Below are 20,092 nucleotides of genomic sequence, written 5' to 3'. Positions count from 1 at the left end.
TTTATGCCCTGCCGCCGTAGTAGCAAGAAATAGCAGTAAATACGGCACAACACGGGCTATTGTATCTTAGATTTAACGCGTAACGCACTAGGGAGCTTAGAAAGAATAAAGTAGATTTACTTATCATGCGGGTAGAGAGCTTAGCTTAAGTGTATTAGTCTCGACCTAATCTGACACAGCACCTTGAAAAGGTGAGAGTTACCGGTTTTGATATGGGTGTCGAATCCTTATTCAAAACACAAAAGGTAACTCTCATGTTGCATACTAACAATCCCATTATTAAACACAAAGCCGGTTTATTAAATTTGGCAGAAGAACTTAAGAATGTTTCCCGTGCCTGTAAAATTATGGGCGTTTCACGAGATACGTTTTATCGGTATCAAGAACTCGTTGAAGATGGTGGTATTGATTCGCTCATCAATCAAAGTAAACGTGTTCCCAATCTAAAAAATAGAACTGACGAAGCTACAGAGCTTGCTGTTACGGAGTATGCCGTCGAGTTTCCCGCTCATGGCCAACACAGAACCAGTAATGAGCTTCGTAAAAAAGGCGTCTTTATTTCCGGTAGTGGTGTGCGTTCTGTTTGGCTCAGACATAATCTGGAGAACTTCAGTAAGCGCCTAAAAGCACTTGAAGAGCAGGTCGCCAGAGATGGGATCATTCTTAATGATGCGCAAATCGCTGCACTGGAAAAGAAAAAACATGATGATGAGGCTTGTGGTGAAATAGACACAGCCCATCCAGGTTATCTGGGGTCTCAAGACACCTTTTATGTGGGTAACCTGAAAGGTGTCGGTCGAATTTACCAACAAACGTTTATTGATACCTACTCCAAAGTCGCTCACTGCAAGCTTTATACCAGTAAAACGCCGATTACCGCAGCCGATATCCTCAATGACCGCGTCTTACCCTTTTATGAAGCGCATGGTTTACCGATGCTGAGGATATTAACCGATCGAGGAACGGAGTACTGCGGGAAGGTTGAGCAACACGATTATCAGCTTTATTTGGCGATAAATAATATCGACCATACCAAGACAAAAGCGATGTCACCACAGACAAATGGTATCTGTGAACGGTTCCATAAAACAATCTTACAGGAGTTCTACCAAGTCACCTTCCGTAAGAAGTTATACGGAGATCTTGAGTCATTACAGAGGGATCTGGACATCTGGCTATCGTATTATAATAATGAACGAACTCATCAAGGAAAAGTCTGCTGTGGGCGTACGCCGATAGAAGCTCTTCATGATGGAAAACGTGTCTGGGCAGAAAAGAATCTGAACCAGATGTAATCTGACAGACACCTATAAAAACCGGTAACTGTCAGATCAGGTCTGAGCTAGTACAGCTTAAGCCCATTAACAAGCTAATTCTGTTAATGGGCTAGCAATATCAATGTGCTCTTAGGCACTAGAATCCATTGTCAGTATATAAATATGTCGGTCAACAACGCTTTGTTCCACACCAAGCTTACGGCTGATATCAACGCGACTACCTCCATCATTAAGCCCTTTTTTTACCTGCTCCAAAATATTGTCTTCATTTCCCTGATAAAGGTACTTAACCTGAAAGGTTTTTCGACAGGCGGAGCAGTAGTAACGCTGAATGCCCGATCGTGCTTTTCCATGTTTACGCACGCTATTTGTCTCATCACAATGATGGCATGCGGATGGATTATCCTTCATTTCAACTTCTCCAATAGTTCCTATTTTAACAAAAGGCAGATGAATGTTGCCATTTTGCTAATCTTCCCTGTTAACGTTCAATCCGAACGTTAAATAAAATAATGTTAATGAAGAGTGATTCTCAATAATAAACATTATGTAACTATTATCTTATATTCTGACACGGCGATCTACTCTTCCCTGTTATTTTTTAATTTTCGTTATGCTTAATTTACGTCACTCGATTAATCGGCAGCATTATCCTAAGTATATTACTTAAAAGAATAAGTATTAATAATATCAATCCTGCGTTTGCTGACTCACTCTTTTAGTAGACGATAGATAAAGGACTTTACCATTGCGCTATTTTGTTCCGATAATTCAAAACGACTAAAATTCGTAATGAAAGGGGTGTTTTTTTTGAACCCTGTCGAAAATGTAAATACCGCGAAGCGGCTACTGCCACCTAACTCCAAGTAGGTATGCGAATGACAATAAATAAGGCATTATTGTTAATAACCAGTTAGCAATTTGAGTGACCTGCTGAACGATAAATTTTGTTACCTGTACTTTAGCGCAGCTTTGTTTTCATTAATTACCGATATTATTGACTATCAGTCTGTTAAGGGACTACGGTTTTAGAGGCGCATTTACGATATATAACCACACTTTGAAATGAATATATTTATAATGAAAGGAAAAAATATTAAGAATTAAAAATTTCTTAACAAGAGAATAAAAAAAACAATGAATTTGATGCAGAGTCGTAGCAAAAAGCGACGAATCAAATAGGGTATGCAACAGATCTCTTAATTGACTTTATTCCGCCAGCAACCATCAATGTTACCCATGCTGGCGGAACACAAACATCAAGGCATGCTGATGATAAACAGCGTTGAATAGAACGCTAGCAGAATGAAGCCGGTAACGGTTAGTAATACTTTCATGAGAGGTTCCTCGCTGCTTGGTTAACATTTAGGTATCAGCTAATTACATCACTGAACCTGTTATAGATTAGCTTAGCAACGGCTATCAAATTTTCCACTCTAAATGTGAATTTAATGTTAATTAATTATTAATTCAATGATTAATTAACATTAATTATTGGAGTTTTATATTTAATTTATCTCATTTTTTGGAATTTAACGTTGAGTATTTTGAACTTAATGCATTTTATGGCATTTAAATATTTTTTAGAACATCATGCTCTCTTGATCTTTTTAAGCTGAAATTTATACGGTGCGATTATTCTTTCGGTTGTACACACCTTCAGTACTAAGCCATCTAAACGCTGAATCCGTTTGTCAGCGGAATGACCGCTTATGCCAGCAAAGCGAATTGATTTGCTGATTGGGAAAAATGGGCTACGTTCATGCCACAAAAAATGCGCCTATCGGCGCATTTTTCTATTTGAGAGACTCTAACTATTTTTTGAATCGGGTAATATCTGATGCCATATCCGTTACGATCTTTTTCAGATCGTCAACGGTTACTTTTTGTGCATTATCATCCAATGGCTTACCAAAACCTTTACGCACAACGGTAAATACCGGTTTACCGGTTGAAGAGTCAATTAACTCACCTTCAAAGAACAGTTCAGTATTCTGATCGCGCTCACCCGTTGCCGCCATCGTTCCGGCTATCACTAAAGCAACTGGAACAACTTCATAGAAATGCAACCCTTCATTGGCAGTTGCCACACCGGTAATCGCACCGCGGAAGATCAGGGTGTTAGGCGCTTTTGGACTATTAACCAGAGTGAATCGTTGACCAAACGCCGATTTAATATTTTGGTTAGTGTAGTTCAGCACCTGATTTAGCGTATCTTGGCTAATCTGTGCCGTTGGCTTAGGAGCGGGGTAAAACGTAATCGGTTCATAGTAGAGATTAGTATAATTTTTAGTATCAACGGTAGAATCCATCCAGCGTAGTACCGTTTGGCCAGAAGAACTTTCAGCTTTCTGTAATTTTGTATAATCAGGTAAAAATCCGGAAAATTCGTTGCTATCTACCACTTTTGAAGTACACCCGCCTAATAGAAGGCTGCCAATCACGATACCTGCAGAAATATGTTTCATCGTTAACATTCTTCAAACCCCTATGCATAAAATTTTATGAAAAAAGAAATTGTTAAAAAGGTGGATACTAAGCATAGAACCTTTAACCGCACAGCATCTTTAACTAAGACTAAGGAAAAGCCAGTCAAATATCGAACATTTCTGTTTTTTTGTTCTTAATATCCGTTATCAAATCGATATGGTTAATACTGATAACGCTGAATTTTCTACTAAAGTATAGAAGATAAAACCAATTTAACAGAGACATTTTTATCTCTGGCAATAAAAGAATTATCACCCTCGAGCGATTAACCGTTGGGAAGACTTAGTTTCATCTTGCTCCTACGGTCATCAATGATGGTAGTAACCGATAACAACAAATAAATCATCGAATTATGGCCCATTTGTTTTATCATAACTACTTCAGCATGCCATCAGTATTGGCCTGCTTCATTCATTATTAAATAGGTTGTTTATGATTTCAGTTTTTGGTCACCTTAACCCAGACAGCGATAGCATATGCAGCGCGCTGGTTGTTACCGACTGGTTGAATTTTTTAAACCGAAATGCTGTTGCCTACAGGCTTGGTGAGATAAACCCTGAGACGCAATTTTTGTTAACGCAGGCAAACCTTCAGCCGCCGACTTTATTAAGCCACGATATTGAGGGGCAGGACGTTTGGCTGGTTGATTTCAGCGAACTGGAACAGGGACCTACCGGATTAGAAAAAAGTAACGTGATTGGCCTAATCGATCATCATCGAATGGGTTCATTAATCACCGCAGAGCCATTGGATGCGTGGATCCGAAAAGTGGGTTGCTGCGGCACTATTGTGTTTGACATTGTCTCGAACCAGGCAGGTTACACCCTGTCATCGGCTCATTCTCTATTATTGTTAGGCGCAATCTTGAGCGATACCGTGGGCTTTCAGTCCCCGACAACAACAGATCAAGATCGCACCGCGGCCGAAGCGCTGGCGGTTAGTGCCAACGTTAATCTGGCCGATTTTACCCTCAGCCTGCTTAACGCTAAAACCGATATCAGCGGCCTGAGCATTGAGCGCCTGCTGCAAAAGGATGAAAAAAACTACACCATTGCCGATAACAAAATGATTCTGGCACAGATTGAAGTCAGTAGCTTTGCCGCGATTGATGACAAAATAGCCGATTTAAAAGCAGAGATGGAAAAAAGAGTTGTCACCGATAAGTTGGATTTTTACGTTCTGATGGTCACATCCCTTTCTACCTCACAAAGCCAGATCTATTTTTCTAACCACAACCCGGTCAGTCAGGTCCCGGTACTAATGGAAAATACCATCAGCCGTAAAAAGCAGCTGTTACCGTGGCTGACCCGGGCATTGGCTGAATAGACTTGGATGCGCGTGCACCTCGGTGGCCTTATCGGCACGCGTATTGTCTCAGAATGAGTACGGCAAATACGGCGCACTTCTATTTTGAAAGGTACTGATTCCCGGCGGCAATTTAGCCATAAATGGTGTCAAAATAGGATTCTCGCCTTTTTCGGCCATTAATTTCACCACCATTGACTGATTCATCGATAAAGACTGAGCTTTTTCACTTTTCCGCGTTACACTAAAAGCGATAATTAAGCAGAGGGCATTTATAATGAAAAAGTTAACGCTACAAGATTTGAACGAAAGCCAGCTGCAACGAGTAAGAATGCGGCAGGCTCAGGCAAAAAAGAATCTGGAAAGAAACTTAACCAACAATGAACAAAATAAGATTAAAGACGAAGTTATTGGCGAGATAATGCAGGAGCTGGAAAAAGAGGCTAAAAAGCTCCGGGCAGAAAAGAAGAAAAACAAGTTTGTTCCCAGCGATGAAACCTTCGACTGGTCAAAGAAAAACCATTCACGCGGTATTCGTTAAACGCTATTCCCCCTCTAAACTCGCCCATGACCGCTTGGCCGTGGGCGGTTAATTAGCCAAAAGTTACAACGTAATTCACACCTATCGCTTCAACGTCACGACAAACTCAGCCAACGCGGTAATATCCTCATCGGTCAGCCGTGCTTTGACTTTATTCCCTGCCCCTTCTATTTTGCCTGCTTTTCGGGCAGTTAGTCCGTCGGCGATTTCCTGCTGGGTTAAATCGGTCAGCGGGCGGGATTTACCCAGCGCCGTTTTTTCACCAAAGCGGCCATGGCATGACGCGCAGTTATTTTTATAGAGCAGATTTGGAGCCATTGTTGTCTGAACCGGCGTTGTCTGAGCCAGAACCGGCGTACTGCAGACTAATAGGGCTAATAACAGCCCCGCACGTTGCTTATTCATGAGTTAACCGCCTTTCTGCCTAGATTTCTCAAAAATCGCTTTGAGTTCTGGTTCGCGTAACATGCCAACGTACTGAGCGGTAATCTTTCCTGCTGGATCGATCAGAAATGAGGTTGGCGTACCGGTCACCCGATAACGTTCCTGAGTGATCGAGAGTTGGTCTCGCGCGTTAGGAAAAGAGATCTGGTGCTCGTCCAGCAAGGCCTTAATGTTCATATCGTCTTTATCGGTATTAATGCCAACCACCACAATGCTATCGCCAAACTCTTTACTCAACTTCTCCATCGACGGCATTTCGGCCAGACAGCCACCGCAGCTTGACGCCCAGAAATTAAGATAAATATATTTACCTTTCCACTGCTCAAGAGAAACCTGATTTCCCTTTAAATCATAGGCGGCCAACTCCGGTGCCGCTGCACCCACCTCGGCTTTTTCTTCTTTACAGCCATTCAGCAATAGCGCGGCACCTATCAGTAGAATACCAACGACTTTTTTCAGGTTAACGGACATGTTCTACCTCATTAAACGCGTTGGTATCACCGCTACGAGAGTTGACTTCTTCGCTCAAATATTTACCGTGCTGTAAGCGTATAATCCGATCGGCAAAACGCCCCAGTTCAGGGTTGTGGGTCACCATCACAATGGTACGCCCCAGCTTATGCAGGTCGGTTAACAGACCGAGCACTAACTGCTCATTTTGCTCATCCAGATTGCCCGTCGGCTCGTCGGCAAAAATCACCGGAGGTTCATTGACCAACGCACGAGCAATGCATACCCGCTGCTGTTCGCCGCCGGAAAGCTGGCTAGGCAAATGGTCAAAACGGTGGCCTAAGCCGACCTGATCCAACACTTTGCGGGCAGCGACTTCATCAACAACGCTATGGTAATGCTGTGCCAGCATCACGTTTTCTAACGCGGTCAGGAATGGAATCAGGTGAAACTGCTGGAATACCAGACCAATCTTGTCTGAACGGAAGGCTCTGCGCCCTTCTTCATCCAGCCCGGCCGCGTCAACGCCGTCGAGTAAAACCTGACCTTCACTCACCGTATCCAAACAGGTGAGAATATTCATCAGCGTGGTTTTGCCTGAACCCGAAGCGCCCATAATGGCAACAAACTCACCGCGCTTAATCTTAAGGTTAATATCGTCCAGCGCGACCACCTGACCAAAGCGTTTGTACAGGTGACGGGTTTCGATCACCCATGGCGATAATTGCTGGTCGTTTATCGGTTGCTGTTGAGTCACCGTTACTCTCCTTTTAATACTTTAGCCGGTTCGATATTCACGGCTCTATAGGTTGGCAGTACGGCTGCAATCAGGGCAACCAGCAGTGAAAGCGCTAAGGTTAGCGGAAGAACCGGTGCCCGTAGCCCGATGGAGGCTGAAAACACCGTTTGCCCCAGAATTTGGGCCAGAATATATCCGGCAGCAATGCCGACCACTACCGCAAATAGCGCAATAATCAGGGTTTCGGCCATAATCTGACGCACAATATCGCCGCCTTTTGCCCCCAGCGCTTTCTGTAAGGCAAATTCCCTAGAGCGTTCGCTAACGATTGCCATTAGCGTGGTATTTACGCACAGCGTAGACAGCACCAGAATCACGATCGAAACCAGCCCCATCAGCCCTTTAATTTTATCCAAGACCTGACCTTCAGAGGCTGAGACTTTACGAATTGGGCGAATTTCCAGACTGGGGTAGCTTTTCTGCAGCTGCTCCGCATATCGATCGACCTGCCCAAGCTCATTGCTTACGCTAAATAGCCCATGGCTGATGACGTCGGGCTGATGAAGCCAGCTTTGGGCCAACGACAGGTTGATAATCAAAACGTTATCCGTGGCGTCTCCGGCTTCAACGATGCCTTTAATCTGTAGCTGCTTTTTCTGATCCCCTTCCACTAACACCACCGAATCACCCACTTTGAGCTCAAGGCGGTTCGCCAGCTTATAGCCAATCATCGCATTACGATCGTCAAAACTCACGCCGATCCAGTTGCCGGTCACCTGCCAATAAGGGGCTATCTGCTTGAGCGACTCAAACCATACGCCCATGACCACCACTTTCTCTAATTCAGTACGGGCCATGCCGTATAAATAAGGGCTATTGGCGGCGATCAGCCCCTGCGGTGCGCTATCAACAATTTGCTGATAATCATTTAGCGCCATGGCGCTGCCGTGGCCCGGGCCAATATAGAAGTTAGCTCCAAAGGTGCGTAACTCTTGGCTCATTTTGGCGTTAATATCAAAATAGACGGCTGACATGGCGGTAACGATCGCCGCGCCCACCGCCAGTGCGGCAAACACCACGATCACCCGTTGCATGCGTAGCTTTAAAGCCCGAAACACTAAACGCCAGAACATGCTTTGCTGATGATTAGCGGCCATACAGCACCTCCACCGGATAAAGATGGACAATGCGCCGGGCCGGGAACCAGGTTCCCGCCAGCGCAATCAGTACCGATAGGACTAATACGCAAGGTACCACAATCCAGGCGAAGCTTAGCGGTGCGCCAAACAGCATTAAGCCGATAGCCTTCGCTAAACCCCATCCGGCAATGCAGCCTAACAAACCGCCGATAACGCCGCTCATCGAGGCCTCTAAATAAAACAGCATCATAATTTGCCACTGTCTGGCACCCAATGCCTTCATCAGACCAATCTCTTTAGTGCGTTCCATAATGTTACTGGTCATCAGCGAAGCAATACCCATCGCCGATGCCAGCAGCGCCGCCAGCGTAACGACCGCCAGTAGCAGCTGAATCTTCTCAATAATGATGCCTTCCGATGCGGCAACCTGCCAGATTGGGCGAACGCCAGAGCCAGAGATAGCCTCTTCAAGCTGATGGGCGATGGATGAAACATAGGCGGTGCAATACCACAGGTCATACTCTTCGGCGTCTAGCGATTCAAGGTCAGCGCGGGCCTTACGCGATAGCTCATTTTCAGGAACCGTCAGGGCCGAAACCCGAATAGCCTGCACTTTACCCTTCAGCCCTAGCAGGGTTTGAACCTGAGCCAACGGAAGGACAAGTTGCTGTTCTTCATCACCGCCGCTGGCCAGAATGCCGCTAACGGTAATATCCAGCGTTCCTTTTGGCCCTTTAACGTTAACGGTATCGCCAATTTTCCAGCCGGTTTGCTGGGCTAACTGTTGGCCGACCAACGCCTGATTTTGTGCACCTGATTCATCCGGCCATTGGCCGGTAACCTGCCAGTATGGACTAATGATTTTTTGCCCGGTCTGGTAGTTGTCTTCGTCGGGTACGTCAACCTTTTGCTCAAAGAAGGTTCCCAGCACCGGCACGCTCTTGCCCTGAACCGTGACTTCACCGCTGAGCAGTGGCGCAAATCCGATAATGTTATTGCGCCAGAAGATATCTTTAATATTGGGCAATTCCGCTTCATCAAGGAAGTCTTGACCGGCCAGCGGATTATTCTTCTCGCCAAACAGTGAGGGCAACGTTGCCTGACCGGCCGGTTCGACTAAAATATTAGCCCCGTAAGACTTCATTTCGCGGGCCATTTTATCGCCAATATCAATCGATACCGCCAATAGTGCGGAAACCAGTCCAGCGGCTAGAAAAATGGTGATCACCGCCAGCGATTTTTTGCGGACATTGCGGTACCACGACTGCTGTAGCATGCGCCATAGCATAGTTATTCCCCCTCCTTGACGAACTTCTCTGGGGTATCCCGGAAGGCTTCATAGTTAGCCGCATTCGAGAAGAAATAGGTTTTACCGGCATAGTTATAGCGGTGTTCAGCTTTGGTGTTGGTCAGCTTGCTGCCGTCGACGGGATCTGTCACTTCTAGCGTAACAATGGTGTTGAAATAGCTCAGGCCGGACTCCAGCGATTTTTTGCTAATCACTAAGTCGGTGTCGGTGGTTTCCCATTCATCGATCGGCACAGGGTTACATCCACCCGGTTTGCCAATAGACGGAATAAATATCCGTACGCCGCAGGCCACGCAAATGACCTGATTACCTTCCATCACGTAGCCCTGATCGCCACACAGCAGGCAGGCATCAAACACGACGCCTAAGCGCAGCTTGTCTTGATAGCGGTTTATCACAAAGAAACGCACCGCTTTGCCGTCATCGGCGACCCAAACGAAACGATGTAGCTTACCGTCTTTTACCTGTTCCAGCGGAATATGTACCAGACCGTCGGCATTCAGAGTCACCGGTAATGCTTCAGATAAACGCGGTGGTTGAGAGGCGATTTTATCCCAGTAGAGTTGAGAACCGGCAATAATCAACGCGAAAGCAACGGTCATCAGCAGCACGCGGCGGGCGTGCTGATAGTGCGCAACCGCTTTACGGTGCTCAATCGGCCGCCGTTCAGCCTGCGCCGCACGGAGGGGTAAAACCATTCTAACCAGATAAATCAGAGCGGACAGCAATAGCAATCCGCCGCAAATACAGTTAATCAGCCCGCTGGCATTGGTGACTTTAGCCACATAGCTCAGCATTGGCTTGGTCAGGCCGATGGTCTGTAGCTTCATTAATACCAGCATCAGTTCGCCGGACAACGGGGCCAGTAATAGCAAGGCTAACAGTAACAGCAACGACCAGCGCAGGCCGCGAACCTGACGCACAACGTTGGCCAGCAATACGCCAGCAAACGCCACGATAATAATGCCGGTAACCACGGCGCTAACGTTAAGCAACAGGTCGGTATTAATCACGTTAGTGGCGGTAATCGCGCCTAAATTCGGGGTTTTCCCCCAGCGCAGCGAGGCAACAAAAATCAGGGTGAACTGCCAAACATAGCCAGAGCGAGAGCCGGAAACCAACTGGCTCAACAAAAATAACAAGATCAGCGCTATTTGTAGCCCGGTAAAGAACAGTATCCATTGCTGTGAATCAGGAAGGTGGGTCGCAACGAGGGTCCCGCCTAAAAAACCAATCAGGCTTAATAGTACCGTCGGGCGAACAGCGGGCGTTTGGCGTAATGACCAGCTTAGCCCCAGCAGTAAGGAGACCGGCAGAAAGGATTGCAATACCGAAACAAGAAAATAGCTCATGATTGGCGTTTACCCCGCTCATTGACAAGCTCTGCCTGAGCGGCAATTTTTTATTAACCGTTATCCGTCAATGATGAGCTTGTCCAATCATAAAAACAGGCGGAAAACGTTGAAAGTAGCCGTCAGTTTAAACACAACGGTCGGGATGCATTACTGCGCTCCCGACCCGAGAATATTAACCAGATATCCAAAGTCATTGACGCCGTAGCTAACGCAGCCACGGCGTCAAGAATAACGAATATATTAGTTTAGACCAACGTATTTAAAGTCAAAGCTTACGTCAAACGGTTTCCACCAACGGCCAACGCCGGTTTCGGTATCAGTGTGACGGTGTAACCCTGCCTTTGACGGCGGATCGATATGATAGGTGACTTTGTAGTTACCCACGCCCATCATTTTAATATTGGCGCCGTAGTGAGGACCGTCACCGGCCACCATTGGCATGAAGGTACCTTCTTGCTTTTCACCGGTATCGGTGTTGGTCAGGGTATAAGCAATCGTCAGGTACGGCATCCACTCACCGGCGCCGAAACCATTTTTGTTTCCTTCAACCGCGTGGATATCCGCTTCTAAATGGATGTCAGCTTTAGCCGCCGGCAGGCCCATTCCACGAGGATCCATGTCGATTGGCTGTAAATAAACGGCAGCAATTTCCAGTTCATTCATTTTTACCGGCTCACCGGCAGGATACTCTTTAAACGCAAACGCGGCTGGAGCAGTGAAGATTCCGGCAATCAGTGCACCGGTGATAAACGCTTTTTTCATTACCATGTTCCTATAATCCTCTGTCAATAAACGATCCACGATTAAAATAGTTATCGGTATTTTAGCTAACCGCCCTGAGCGCTGGCGGGGTCGTACAAAAATCTGCAATGGCTTGGCCTTATGCCTGAGCAACGCTCGCCGTTGAACTACGTTTCATTACCCACAGCGCCACCAGTGCGGCGACCAGCAGTCCGGCCTGAGGAATCAGCGTTTCGACATACGGGTAAATGCCCAGCCAGGAAATTTCTGGCATTCCGGCCAGCAGCGTTGGTTCAAACAGCTTACCTTCGATCAGTTCCAGCACACCCTTACCCGCAAAAACGAAGGCCATCAGATACATAAAGCCGCCGGTAAACATAAAGAAAGGCTTAAGCGGTAACCGGACCACGCTGTAACGCATAATGAAATAGGCAATTATTAGAATGACGCAGCCAATCAGGAACCCGCCAAAAATGGACAGGTGCCCATTCATATCGGTTGAGTCGCCCATCAGGGCAAAATAGAACAGAACGGTTTCTGCGCCTTCACGGTACACCGCTAAGAAACAGGTGATCCAAAGGCCAGCCATTGAACCAACGCTGAGAGAATGGGATAGCTTCCCTTCCAGATAAGCCTTCCAGTGTTTTGCCTCAACTTTTGACAGCAGCCAGTAGCTCATAAAGAACAGCATGACCACCGCAATCAGCATGGTTATGCCTTCGAGCAGTTCGCGGCTGGCTCCCGAGTTGGCAAACAGCCACTGGAATATTACCGCCGTCACCACGCTGGCCAACAGCGCCACGTACACGGACTGGCGGATTAACGGCAGTTTATCCTTATGGTTGTTTTTCACCAGATAGGCCACGATAGCGGCAACGATCAGTAATGCCTCTAGCCCTTCGCGCACAATAATTAATAGGCTATAGATCAGCAGGCTCCAACTGGTCTGCTCGCCGCTTCCCAATATTTCTACTGCGCTGGCTAAATCAGTTTGTAACGCCTGTGACTGCGCTTTGACGGTTTCTACCGGCTGGCCCGCTTTAATTTGGCTGACCATGCGGGTGAAGTAGCCTTCAATTTTGGTCTTGAATGCCGAGTCGCGGGAACCAATTTTGTTCTCCATGCCGCTGGCTTCAAACAGGTCAAAGTAGGCATCCTGAATGGCCATCATGGCGCCTTTACTATCACCGGCCCCGTACTGAACCAGAGCGGCATTGACCGCCGTATCGATGTCAGATACCACTTTTTTCCAGTCGGCATCCGGCGTGGCGTCGTCGGCGTTTGGATTAGCGGCCGCCTTCTGTTCGTCTCGAACGGTCGGCAGGCCCGGCAGCAGGTCTTCGACGTCTTGTAATAAGGTGGAGATGCGGTAGCCGACTTCGTTCATTTGGTCAGGCTGGGCGCTAATGGTGATTAACTCAGAGAACTGACGGTTAATTTCACCGGCCTGTTGGGAAGAGCGATTCTGGCGAACCGACATTTCCATTTCTGAGTTTTTAAACCCGTCATATTGTGCCAGCTGTATTTTCTTACTGGCTTCAGCGTAGTTATTGCTTTGATACAGGCCGATGGCTTCCGCCAGCCGGTCGTCAATGGTTTTAAAACTCTGCTGCCAGTATGGCGCTATTTGATCGTTATCATAAGCGCCGTGCTGTTGTTCAGCGGTTAACTTATGCCCGTCGGCCAGAACCGGAAGAACGCTGTTCAATTCGCTTTTCAGCCAGTTTATTTTGGCATTCACCTCTGCCAGCGGTTTTCCATCCGCGATCATTTTACGAATTTCGCCGAAGGCGGCTTCCATTTGATAGCTTTTTTGTGCGGAGATATTAATGCGGATCGGGCCTTCAAGGTTCTCAAACACCTCGAAGTAGGCCATCTGAACTTCAGTGCGGGCTTCAGCAATTTGCTGTTGTTGATAGAACTGAGCGGTTTTATCCAGCCTGTGCTGAATATCATCGCTTAACGCTTTATAATCGGTTGCGGCCAGCGCAGCAAAACTGAGAAAGAGGCATCCGGCACAGAGTAAAAAGATCCGCTTGGCAATACGCATAATCATAGTTGGCGTCTAAGAATGAGATTAATTCTCATTGTACTCTTTTAAACGACAAAAATAATCTGATCTTTATCAAATTATCAGGAAAAGCAGAAGGATCCGCCTAAGATGGAAATTCAACGATAGGAAATGGTGGCGGGAATGCCTAATACATTGATTATATCGGTTTAAACCAAGGAGGCGCGGTCAGGAAACGATCAAAACGGAGGACCGATCCCCTGCCCGCATTAAGGTTATTAAGCAAGATAACAGAAACGATTAATAACCATATCCGTAAAACGGGTAGTGATTATAGTAGTACACCGGCGGCCTAACGCTCTGCTTTCCGGTTCTTTCCAACACCGCACAGCGCCCTTCATCGATGCTATCGTATCTTAATTTATATTCATCAAGTAACAGCGTTACGGCCTGAGCATTACCGGTCTCAACCGCAGAGCCCAGTCGGGTACAAAGCTCATCGTTGGTCATTGCCTTAACGGATTCGGACGTCATTTGCCAGCTGGCGCATCCGGCCAGACTGAACGAGATAATAGCCAGTAGTATCAGCCTTTTCATGTGACCTCCTTCGCTTGTCGCATAATTATCGAACTTTATTTTTTGAACGCTCTTTTTTTAGTTTAGACCAAAGTTGCGCCCTATAGCTATACCTTCGGGTGTTTGAAAAATGCTCACCCGGTAGCTGAATTGCTTTACCTCATTTTCGTTAACGAAAGCCATTATTTCATATGAACATCATCATTATGTTAATGGAAAATTAAAATATTAAGATTATCAGCGTGGTTGCTTAGCTTTTTTTCTGCCAAAAATAGATAATTTTGGTGTAAACATCCGTTTATTGACTATTTTTAATAATTAATTGAGATTTGGATCCAAAAAATAAACAAGCGGCTATTTTTTAACCACTTAAGTAAATCGCCACTTTACTGCACCACAGCTTTAATTGATTATAAAACAGGCCATTAGAGTTTTATATGCTGCACGGTTCACAACTCAAAGGTCCACTTTTGGACAAACCTTACCTATTTCAAGAAAAACTGTTAAAATTGACACATATCAAATAAATTGAAGAGCGGTATTCTATGATTCCGGAAAAGCGAACAATTCGGCGCATACAGTCAGGCGGTTGTGCAATTCACTGTCAGGATTGTTGCATCAGTCCGTTGTGCATTCCTTTTACGTTGAATGAACACGAACTGAACCAGCTCGACAATATTATTGAACGCAAAAAGCCTATCCAAAAGGGTCAGGCGTTGTTTAAAGCCGGTGACGATCTGAAATCACTGTATGCCATTCGCTCTGGTACCATTAAAAGCTACACCATCACTGAACAGGGTGATGAGCAAATTACCGGTTTCCATCTGGCTGGCGATCTGGTCGGCTTTGATGCTATCGGTACCCATATGCACCCGAGCTTTGCTCAGGCATTAGAAACCTCAATGGTGTGTGAAATTCCTTATGAAGTTCTCGACGATCTGTCTGGGAAAATGCCGAACCTCCGCCAGCAAATCATGCGCCTGATGAGCGGTGAGATTAAATGCGATCAGGATATGATCCTGCTGCTATCGAAGAAAAATGCTGAAGAGCGTTTAGCCGCGTTTATCTATAACCTCTCACGCCGTTTTGCCCAGCGCGGTTTCTCGCCAAGAGAATTTCGCCTGACCATGACCCGCGGTGACATTGGTAACTATTTAGGGCTGACGGTTGAAACCATCAGTCGTCTGCTTGGCCGCTTCCAAAAAAGTGAAATTCTGAGCGTAAAAGGTAAATATATTACCATTCAGGATATCGACACGCTGTCTACGCTGGCCGGTCAGAATATCAACGAATAATTATTCATCCGCGGGCCGGTATTTCAAAAAATGCCGGTCTGACTAGCCCTCTTAAAACGTTAAATCACTCAGCCTCTTATCAAATAAATCGTGTCTATTTAGTGCGTTAAGCGCAACTTCATCAAAATCTTGATCCTCGTCCCGTTCCTACCCTGTTCTGTTGTTGTTATATGGTTTACTCTTTAGTTATATGATTTATTCACAGGCGGAGGCGCTATGACACACTATCAAAACCTTATTGTTGCAATCGATCCGAATGAAGAAGATCAGGCAGCCCTGCGGCGCGCCGTTTATCTTGTTCGTCGCAACGGTGGCAAAATTAAAGCATTTCTGCCTATTTATGATTTTTCTTACGAGGTGACCAGCCTGCTGTCGCAGGACGAGCGAATGGCCATGCGCCAAAGCGCTATCGATCAGCGGGTGGCTTGGATAAGGCTGCTGAGCCATTACTATATTGAATCCGGCGTTGAAATCGAGATTAAAGTGGTATGGCATAAACGCTATCACGAAGCGGTGATTGAAGAAGTTGCCGCCTTCGGGCACGACCTGTTGCTAAAAGCCGCGCACCAACAGGATCGCCTTGAAGCCGTTATTTTTACGCCGGTAGACTGGCATCTGTTAAGAAAGTGCCCTTGCCCGGTTTGGATCGTCAAAGATCAACCTTGGCCTGAGCACGGTAAAGCGCTGGTTGCGGTTAACCTGTCCAGTGAAGAGGATTTTCACGATGAGCTTAACGATAAACTGGTGAAGGAATCGCTCAAGCTCGCCGCTTTTGCTGACAGCACCGAGGTTCAGTTGGTTAGCGCCTATCCGTCCACCTCAATCAATATTGCGATTGAACTGCCCGAGTTTGACCCAACGGTTTACAACAACGCCATTCGCGGCCAATTCTTGGTGGCGATGAAAGCGCTACGACAAAAACATGGCATTGCGGAAGAACTGACCCACATTGAGAAAGGCATGCCGGAAGACGTTATTCCTGCCGTGGCACAGTCGATTGATGCCGGTATTGTGGTGTTGGGCACCGTAGGCCGCACCGGACTATCGGCCGCGTTTATCGGCAATACCACTGAACGAGTGATCGGTCATCTGAAATGTGACCTGCTGGCAATTAAGCCTGACGATCGTGATTTTGATGAGCACGATGATGAAGATTAACTAACTCTGCATTCAGTTAGCTAACGCTAAGGGCTGCATTTCATATGGCGGTCCTTAATATTTAGAACTTTCGGCAAATAAGGTTTTTCTTTAACAAACCAATGTTAGCTGGTTTAAGTATTCTGAAATTGTTCGGCTCGCCTTTCTAACTCAGCTAAGAATGATGTTCTTGCCAGTTCATGTGCATTTGGACTCATAATGCTAATTACTTGATAACGTTCATTATCAAGCCAGTGCTGGGTATATACCAAGTAGTTATTTGAGACTCGATCTATCTGCGGTTTATGCTTTTTCCAAGGCACATCATCTAATAAACGAATATGCAGCTTATATATCAGTGAATCTCTAGTCCTGTTGTTCAGCTCCCACATGCCATCCCGACCAAATACGGACGGCAGTATTGAGGTTCGCTTCCAATCTTGTAATAGTTTGGCATAGGCTTTTGCTATTTCAGAGTGCTCCGTATCACCATGCACGGAAACACTTGCCTTCATTACACAAACTCCGGAGCTGACAGTCCTAAATTTTTATGTTCTGCCGCTATCATAGCCTTAACTGCATCAGCCGAAGGCATATTATCAGGCTGGTAAGTTTTCTTTGGCGCTACACTTTGTTCAATAGCCGAAAGAATGTCTCGAGCAATGTACTCTGATAAAGCAACAGCTCTACCAAATTTTACTAATTCGGCCTTGAAAAACTCTCTTTCAGATAAATCAGGAAAATGCGCCATCAGGTTTTCATGTGTCAAGACAATGCGAATTGCGTCTTTTACTCTTACACACTGAGAGATATTCTCATTCGCTAACGAGATCATTTTTGATGAGCGTGAAAACAACGGGCCTTTGCCTCTCTCCGCTCGAGCCTCTATCGACTCAGACAACAGCTTACGTTTATGATCGTTCAGACTGTTCAAATAAGCTGTAGCCTCCGCCAATGGCAAAAATACCTGCTCACCCTCTAGGTTAAAAGTGAGCGTAGAGGTCAAACCTTCCCGCTTTTGTACTTCTATTGCAGTTCCTGGAAGTACTGTGCTTTTGGCGGGCACTGGAGCAAGAGAGGCCATAAGCGCAGCAACTATTGCCGGTATTGCCATCTTTTTTGCTTGTGCTTTCATTTTTCATTACCTCTAATCTTACTATGAATCAATTATGCCCCCTGAGAGCTAAGCGATCAAATTTTACTGGGTTATTATTTATTCAATTTCTATTTACCACCCAAAAACGCTCTCAAGAAACTAAATGAAACCGACGAGAAGAGTCTAACTGCAAGGACACTAAAACCCTAAGTAACCGTGCAAGCCTTACGGCTAAAGGTTTTGGTAACATTTAGCCAAACTTCAAAAAGTGCGGACAGATCCTTTTGAAACATACAGTTAAGAAATCAGCCAAGGACTAGCGGTACTCTTGTTCTTGCAAAACGCTACAATATTTTGCAGGCGGTGAAATATTGAGTTCAATCAATAGCCACCTTTGGTGGCGCTATCTGAGCCTATGTTTTGCACATAAATATTATTGCAAAATTTTTTAACCCAAAGTGTGCTGGCGGAGGCGGTGTAGTTCCTTTTCCGTCCTGCGATGCGTTTCGTCAGTGAGATCCAAATCGGCTTGAAATCCGCGCCAACAGCATAGGTTAATGGGGATGGCGTGAAAGTATTAAGCGCTGAATGTGTCACCGCGGCGTGTTATTGGGTATATGAGTAGCTGAGAAGGTGCCTGAAAAGCGAAATGGCGTTGATGGGGAAAAATATCGCGACCTGCAGTCGCTGAAAAAACGAACCCCACAAAAAGCGTGGAGTTCGTCATCAATCAGAGGCCGCTTGCTCGACCTTTTTAAACTTTAGCTAAATGATTACAGCGCGCGCAGGATCTTATCTACGCTCTCTTTCGCATCACCGAACAGCATCTGCGTATTCTCTTTAAAGAACAGCGGATTTTGAACGCCAGCGTAACCGGTATTCATTGAACGTTTGAATACGATAACGTTTTGCGCTTTCCAAACTTCAAGCACGGGCATACCGGCAATCGGGCTGCGAGGATCTTCTAATGCCGCCGGGTTAACCGTATCGTTAGCGCCGATAACCAACACCACGTCGGTGCTGTTAAAGTCATCGTTGATCTCATCCATTTCCAGCACGATGTCGTAAGGCACTTTCGCTTCGGCTAACAGCACGTTCATGTGGCCCGGTAAACGACCGGCAACGGGGTGAATACCAAAACGAACCTTAATGCCCCTTTCACGCAGTCTGGCGGTAATATCCGCAACCGGATACTGAGCCTGAGCAACCGCCATACCGTATCCCGGCGTAATAATCACCGAGCTTGAGTTTTTTAGCAGTTCAGCCACTTCTTCCGCCGACACTTCACGGTGCTCGCCGACTTCATCCGTTTCACCGGTAGACGAACCATCGGTGCCGAAGCCGCCAGCAATCACGCTAATGAACGAGCGGTTCATGGCCTTACACATAATATAAGACAGGATCGCACCGGAAGAACCGACCAGCGCACCGGTCACGATCAACAGGTCGTTGCTTAACATAAAACCCGCTGCTGCCGCTGCCCAGCCGGAGTAGGAGTTCAGCATTGAGACAACAACCGGCATGTCAGCACCGCCAATAGAGGCAACCAAGTGCCAGCCAAAGGCCAGAGCAATCACGGTCATGATCAACAGCGCAACGATGTGGACACCCGCGCTGTCGCTGCTAACAAACCATAACATCAGGACAAAAGAGACAACGATAGCGGCCAGATTCAGCTTATGGCGGTTCGGCAGCATTAGCGGTTTAGACGAGATAATGCCGCGTAATTTACCAAACGCGACGATTGAACCCGTAAAGGTTACCGCACCGATAAAGATACCTAAGAACACTTCAACGTTGTGAATATTCAGCACAACCTGTAAGTCTTCGGGTTTCACCCCTGCCATGTGCGGGCCAACGATATAGCTGTTGAAACCCACTAGAACCGCTGCCAGACCCACGAAGCTATGTAAAATAGCCACCAGCTCAGGCATTTCAGTCATCTCAACCTTTTTAGCCAGATAGATACCGATGGCTCCGCCAACGATCATGGCCAAAATTATCCATGAAATATTGCTGGAGTCAGGTCCGAAAATGGTCGCCACTAGTGCGATAGCCATTCCCACTACGCCAAAGGTATTACCCTGTCTTGAGGTTTCGTGTTTAGACAAACCGCCAAGGCTGAAAATAAATAGAATTGCGGCAACAATATAAGCGGCCGTAACTAATCCTCCAGATAACATTTAT

General features: G+C 46.2%; 19 protein-coding genes. 5 read left to right on the top strand and 14 right to left on the bottom strand.

Features of this window, described 5'->3' with window-relative positions; all coding sequences use genetic code 11:
- The first annotated feature begins 254 nt into the window (after positions 1–254).
- A complete protein-coding gene (locus GVI43_RS07905; protein ID WP_159566449.1) occupies positions 255–1,295 on the top strand; it encodes an IS481 family transposase in 1,041 nt (346 codons plus the stop codon).
- A 111-nt stretch (positions 1,296–1,406) separates the two neighbouring features.
- Here the strand turns inward: GVI43_RS07905 and GVI43_RS07900 are convergent, their stop codons facing one another.
- Both GVI43_RS07900 and GVI43_RS07895 read right to left on the bottom strand, forming a co-directional pair.
- Complete coding sequence (locus GVI43_RS07900; RefSeq protein WP_159566326.1) at positions 1,407–1,688, bottom strand: IS1/IS1595 family N-terminal zinc-binding domain-containing protein; 282 nt, start codon at positions 1,686–1,688, stop codon at positions 1,407–1,409.
- A gap of 1,403 nt (positions 1,689–3,091) precedes the next feature.
- Complete coding sequence (locus tag GVI43_RS07895) at positions 3,092–3,754, bottom strand: DUF3313 domain-containing protein (protein WP_159566325.1); 663 nt, start codon at positions 3,752–3,754, stop codon at positions 3,092–3,094.
- 445 nt (positions 3,755–4,199) lie between these two features.
- Here GVI43_RS07895 and GVI43_RS07890 point away from each other — a divergent pair, with 445 nt between their 5' ends.
- Both GVI43_RS07890 and GVI43_RS07885 read left to right on the top strand, forming a co-directional pair.
- The gene (locus GVI43_RS07890; protein ID WP_159566324.1) at positions 4,200–5,093 is read left to right on the top strand and encodes a manganese-dependent inorganic pyrophosphatase; all 894 of its coding nucleotides are present in this window, start codon (positions 4,200–4,202) and stop codon (positions 5,091–5,093) included.
- 256 nt (positions 5,094–5,349) lie between these two features.
- Positions 5,350–5,613 (top strand): YjbD family protein, encoded by a 264-nt coding sequence (locus GVI43_RS07885; protein ID WP_159566323.1) that lies wholly within the window; start codon positions 5,350–5,352, stop codon positions 5,611–5,613.
- An 81-nt stretch (positions 5,614–5,694) separates the two neighbouring features.
- Here GVI43_RS07885 and GVI43_RS07880 read toward each other — a convergent pair whose 3' ends face one another.
- From GVI43_RS07880 to GVI43_RS07840, 9 genes are all read right to left on the bottom strand, one after another.
- Positions 5,695–6,018, bottom strand: a complete 324-nt coding sequence (locus GVI43_RS07880) for a c-type cytochrome (RefSeq protein WP_159566322.1) — start codon at positions 6,016–6,018, stop codon at positions 5,695–5,697.
- Between the two features lie 3 nt (positions 6,019–6,021).
- Positions 6,022–6,528 (bottom strand): TlpA family protein disulfide reductase, encoded by a 507-nt coding sequence (locus GVI43_RS07875; RefSeq protein ID WP_159566321.1) that lies wholly within the window; start codon positions 6,526–6,528, stop codon positions 6,022–6,024.
- On the bottom strand, positions 6,518–7,264 hold the full coding sequence (locus GVI43_RS07870; protein WP_159566320.1) for an ABC transporter ATP-binding protein: 747 nt from the start codon (positions 7,262–7,264) through the stop codon (positions 6,518–6,520). The genes GVI43_RS07875 and GVI43_RS07870 overlap by 11 nt, the downstream gene beginning before the upstream one ends.
- Positions 7,265–7,266: 2 nt before the next feature.
- A complete protein-coding gene (locus tag GVI43_RS07865) occupies positions 7,267–8,379 on the bottom strand; it encodes an ABC transporter permease (RefSeq protein WP_159566448.1) in 1,113 nt (370 codons plus the stop codon).
- 13 nt (positions 8,380–8,392) lie between these two features.
- Positions 8,393–9,673, bottom strand: coding sequence for an ABC transporter permease (locus tag GVI43_RS07860; protein WP_159566319.1), 1,281 nt, complete (start codon positions 9,671–9,673; stop codon positions 8,393–8,395).
- 2 nt (positions 9,674–9,675) lie between these two features.
- Entirely contained in the window at positions 9,676–11,046 is a 1,371-nt protein-coding gene (locus tag GVI43_RS07855; RefSeq protein ID WP_159566318.1) for a Fe-S-containing protein, read from the bottom strand.
- A gap of 243 nt (positions 11,047–11,289) precedes the next feature.
- A complete protein-coding gene (locus GVI43_RS07850) occupies positions 11,290–11,817 on the bottom strand; it encodes an iron transporter (RefSeq protein ID WP_159566317.1) in 528 nt (175 codons plus the stop codon).
- A 112-nt stretch (positions 11,818–11,929) separates the two neighbouring features.
- A complete protein-coding gene (locus tag GVI43_RS07845) occupies positions 11,930–13,840 on the bottom strand; it encodes an FTR1 family iron permease (RefSeq protein ID WP_159566447.1) in 1,911 nt (636 codons plus the stop codon).
- 261 nt (positions 13,841–14,101) lie between these two features.
- On the bottom strand, positions 14,102–14,398 hold the full coding sequence (locus GVI43_RS07840) for a hypothetical protein (protein ID WP_159566316.1): 297 nt from the start codon (positions 14,396–14,398) through the stop codon (positions 14,102–14,104).
- A 524-nt stretch (positions 14,399–14,922) separates the two neighbouring features.
- On the opposite strand from GVI43_RS07840, the gene fnr reads away from it, so the two are divergent.
- Positions 14,923–15,672, top strand: coding sequence for a fumarate/nitrate reduction transcriptional regulator Fnr (gene fnr, locus GVI43_RS07835; RefSeq protein ID WP_159566315.1), 750 nt, complete (start codon positions 14,923–14,925; stop codon positions 15,670–15,672).
- Positions 15,673–15,888: 216 nt separating this feature from the next.
- Positions 15,889–16,830: a universal stress protein UspE gene (gene uspE / locus GVI43_RS07830; RefSeq protein WP_159566314.1), complete on the top strand. Its 942-nt coding sequence runs from the start codon at positions 15,889–15,891 to the stop codon at positions 16,828–16,830.
- Positions 16,831–16,943: 113 nt separating this feature from the next.
- Here uspE and GVI43_RS07825 read toward each other — a convergent pair whose 3' ends face one another.
- From GVI43_RS07825 to pntB, 3 genes are all read right to left on the bottom strand, one after another.
- Positions 16,944–17,324 (bottom strand): type II toxin-antitoxin system YafO family toxin, encoded by a 381-nt coding sequence (locus GVI43_RS07825; protein WP_159566313.1) that lies wholly within the window; start codon positions 17,322–17,324, stop codon positions 16,944–16,946.
- Positions 17,324–17,944, bottom strand: coding sequence for an iron-sulfur cluster assembly scaffold protein SufA (locus tag GVI43_RS15750; RefSeq protein ID WP_170324318.1), 621 nt, complete (start codon positions 17,942–17,944; stop codon positions 17,324–17,326). Before GVI43_RS15750 ends, GVI43_RS07825 begins: the two co-directional genes overlap by 1 nt.
- Before the next feature lie 734 nt (positions 17,945–18,678).
- Positions 18,679–20,088 carry a Re/Si-specific NAD(P)(+) transhydrogenase subunit beta gene (pntB, locus tag GVI43_RS07815; protein ID WP_159566312.1) on the bottom strand — a complete coding sequence of 470 codons (1,410 nt, stop codon included), beginning with the start codon at positions 20,086–20,088 and terminating at the stop codon, positions 18,679–18,681.
- Between the last annotated feature and the right edge of the window lie 4 nt (positions 20,089–20,092).

Origin of the sequence: Budvicia diplopodorum (assembly GCF_009800925.1) — a bacterium.
Taxonomy (GTDB): Bacteria; Pseudomonadota; Gammaproteobacteria; order Enterobacterales; family Enterobacteriaceae; genus Budvicia; species Budvicia diplopodorum.
This window is presented reverse-complemented; position numbering and strand designations above follow the sequence as displayed.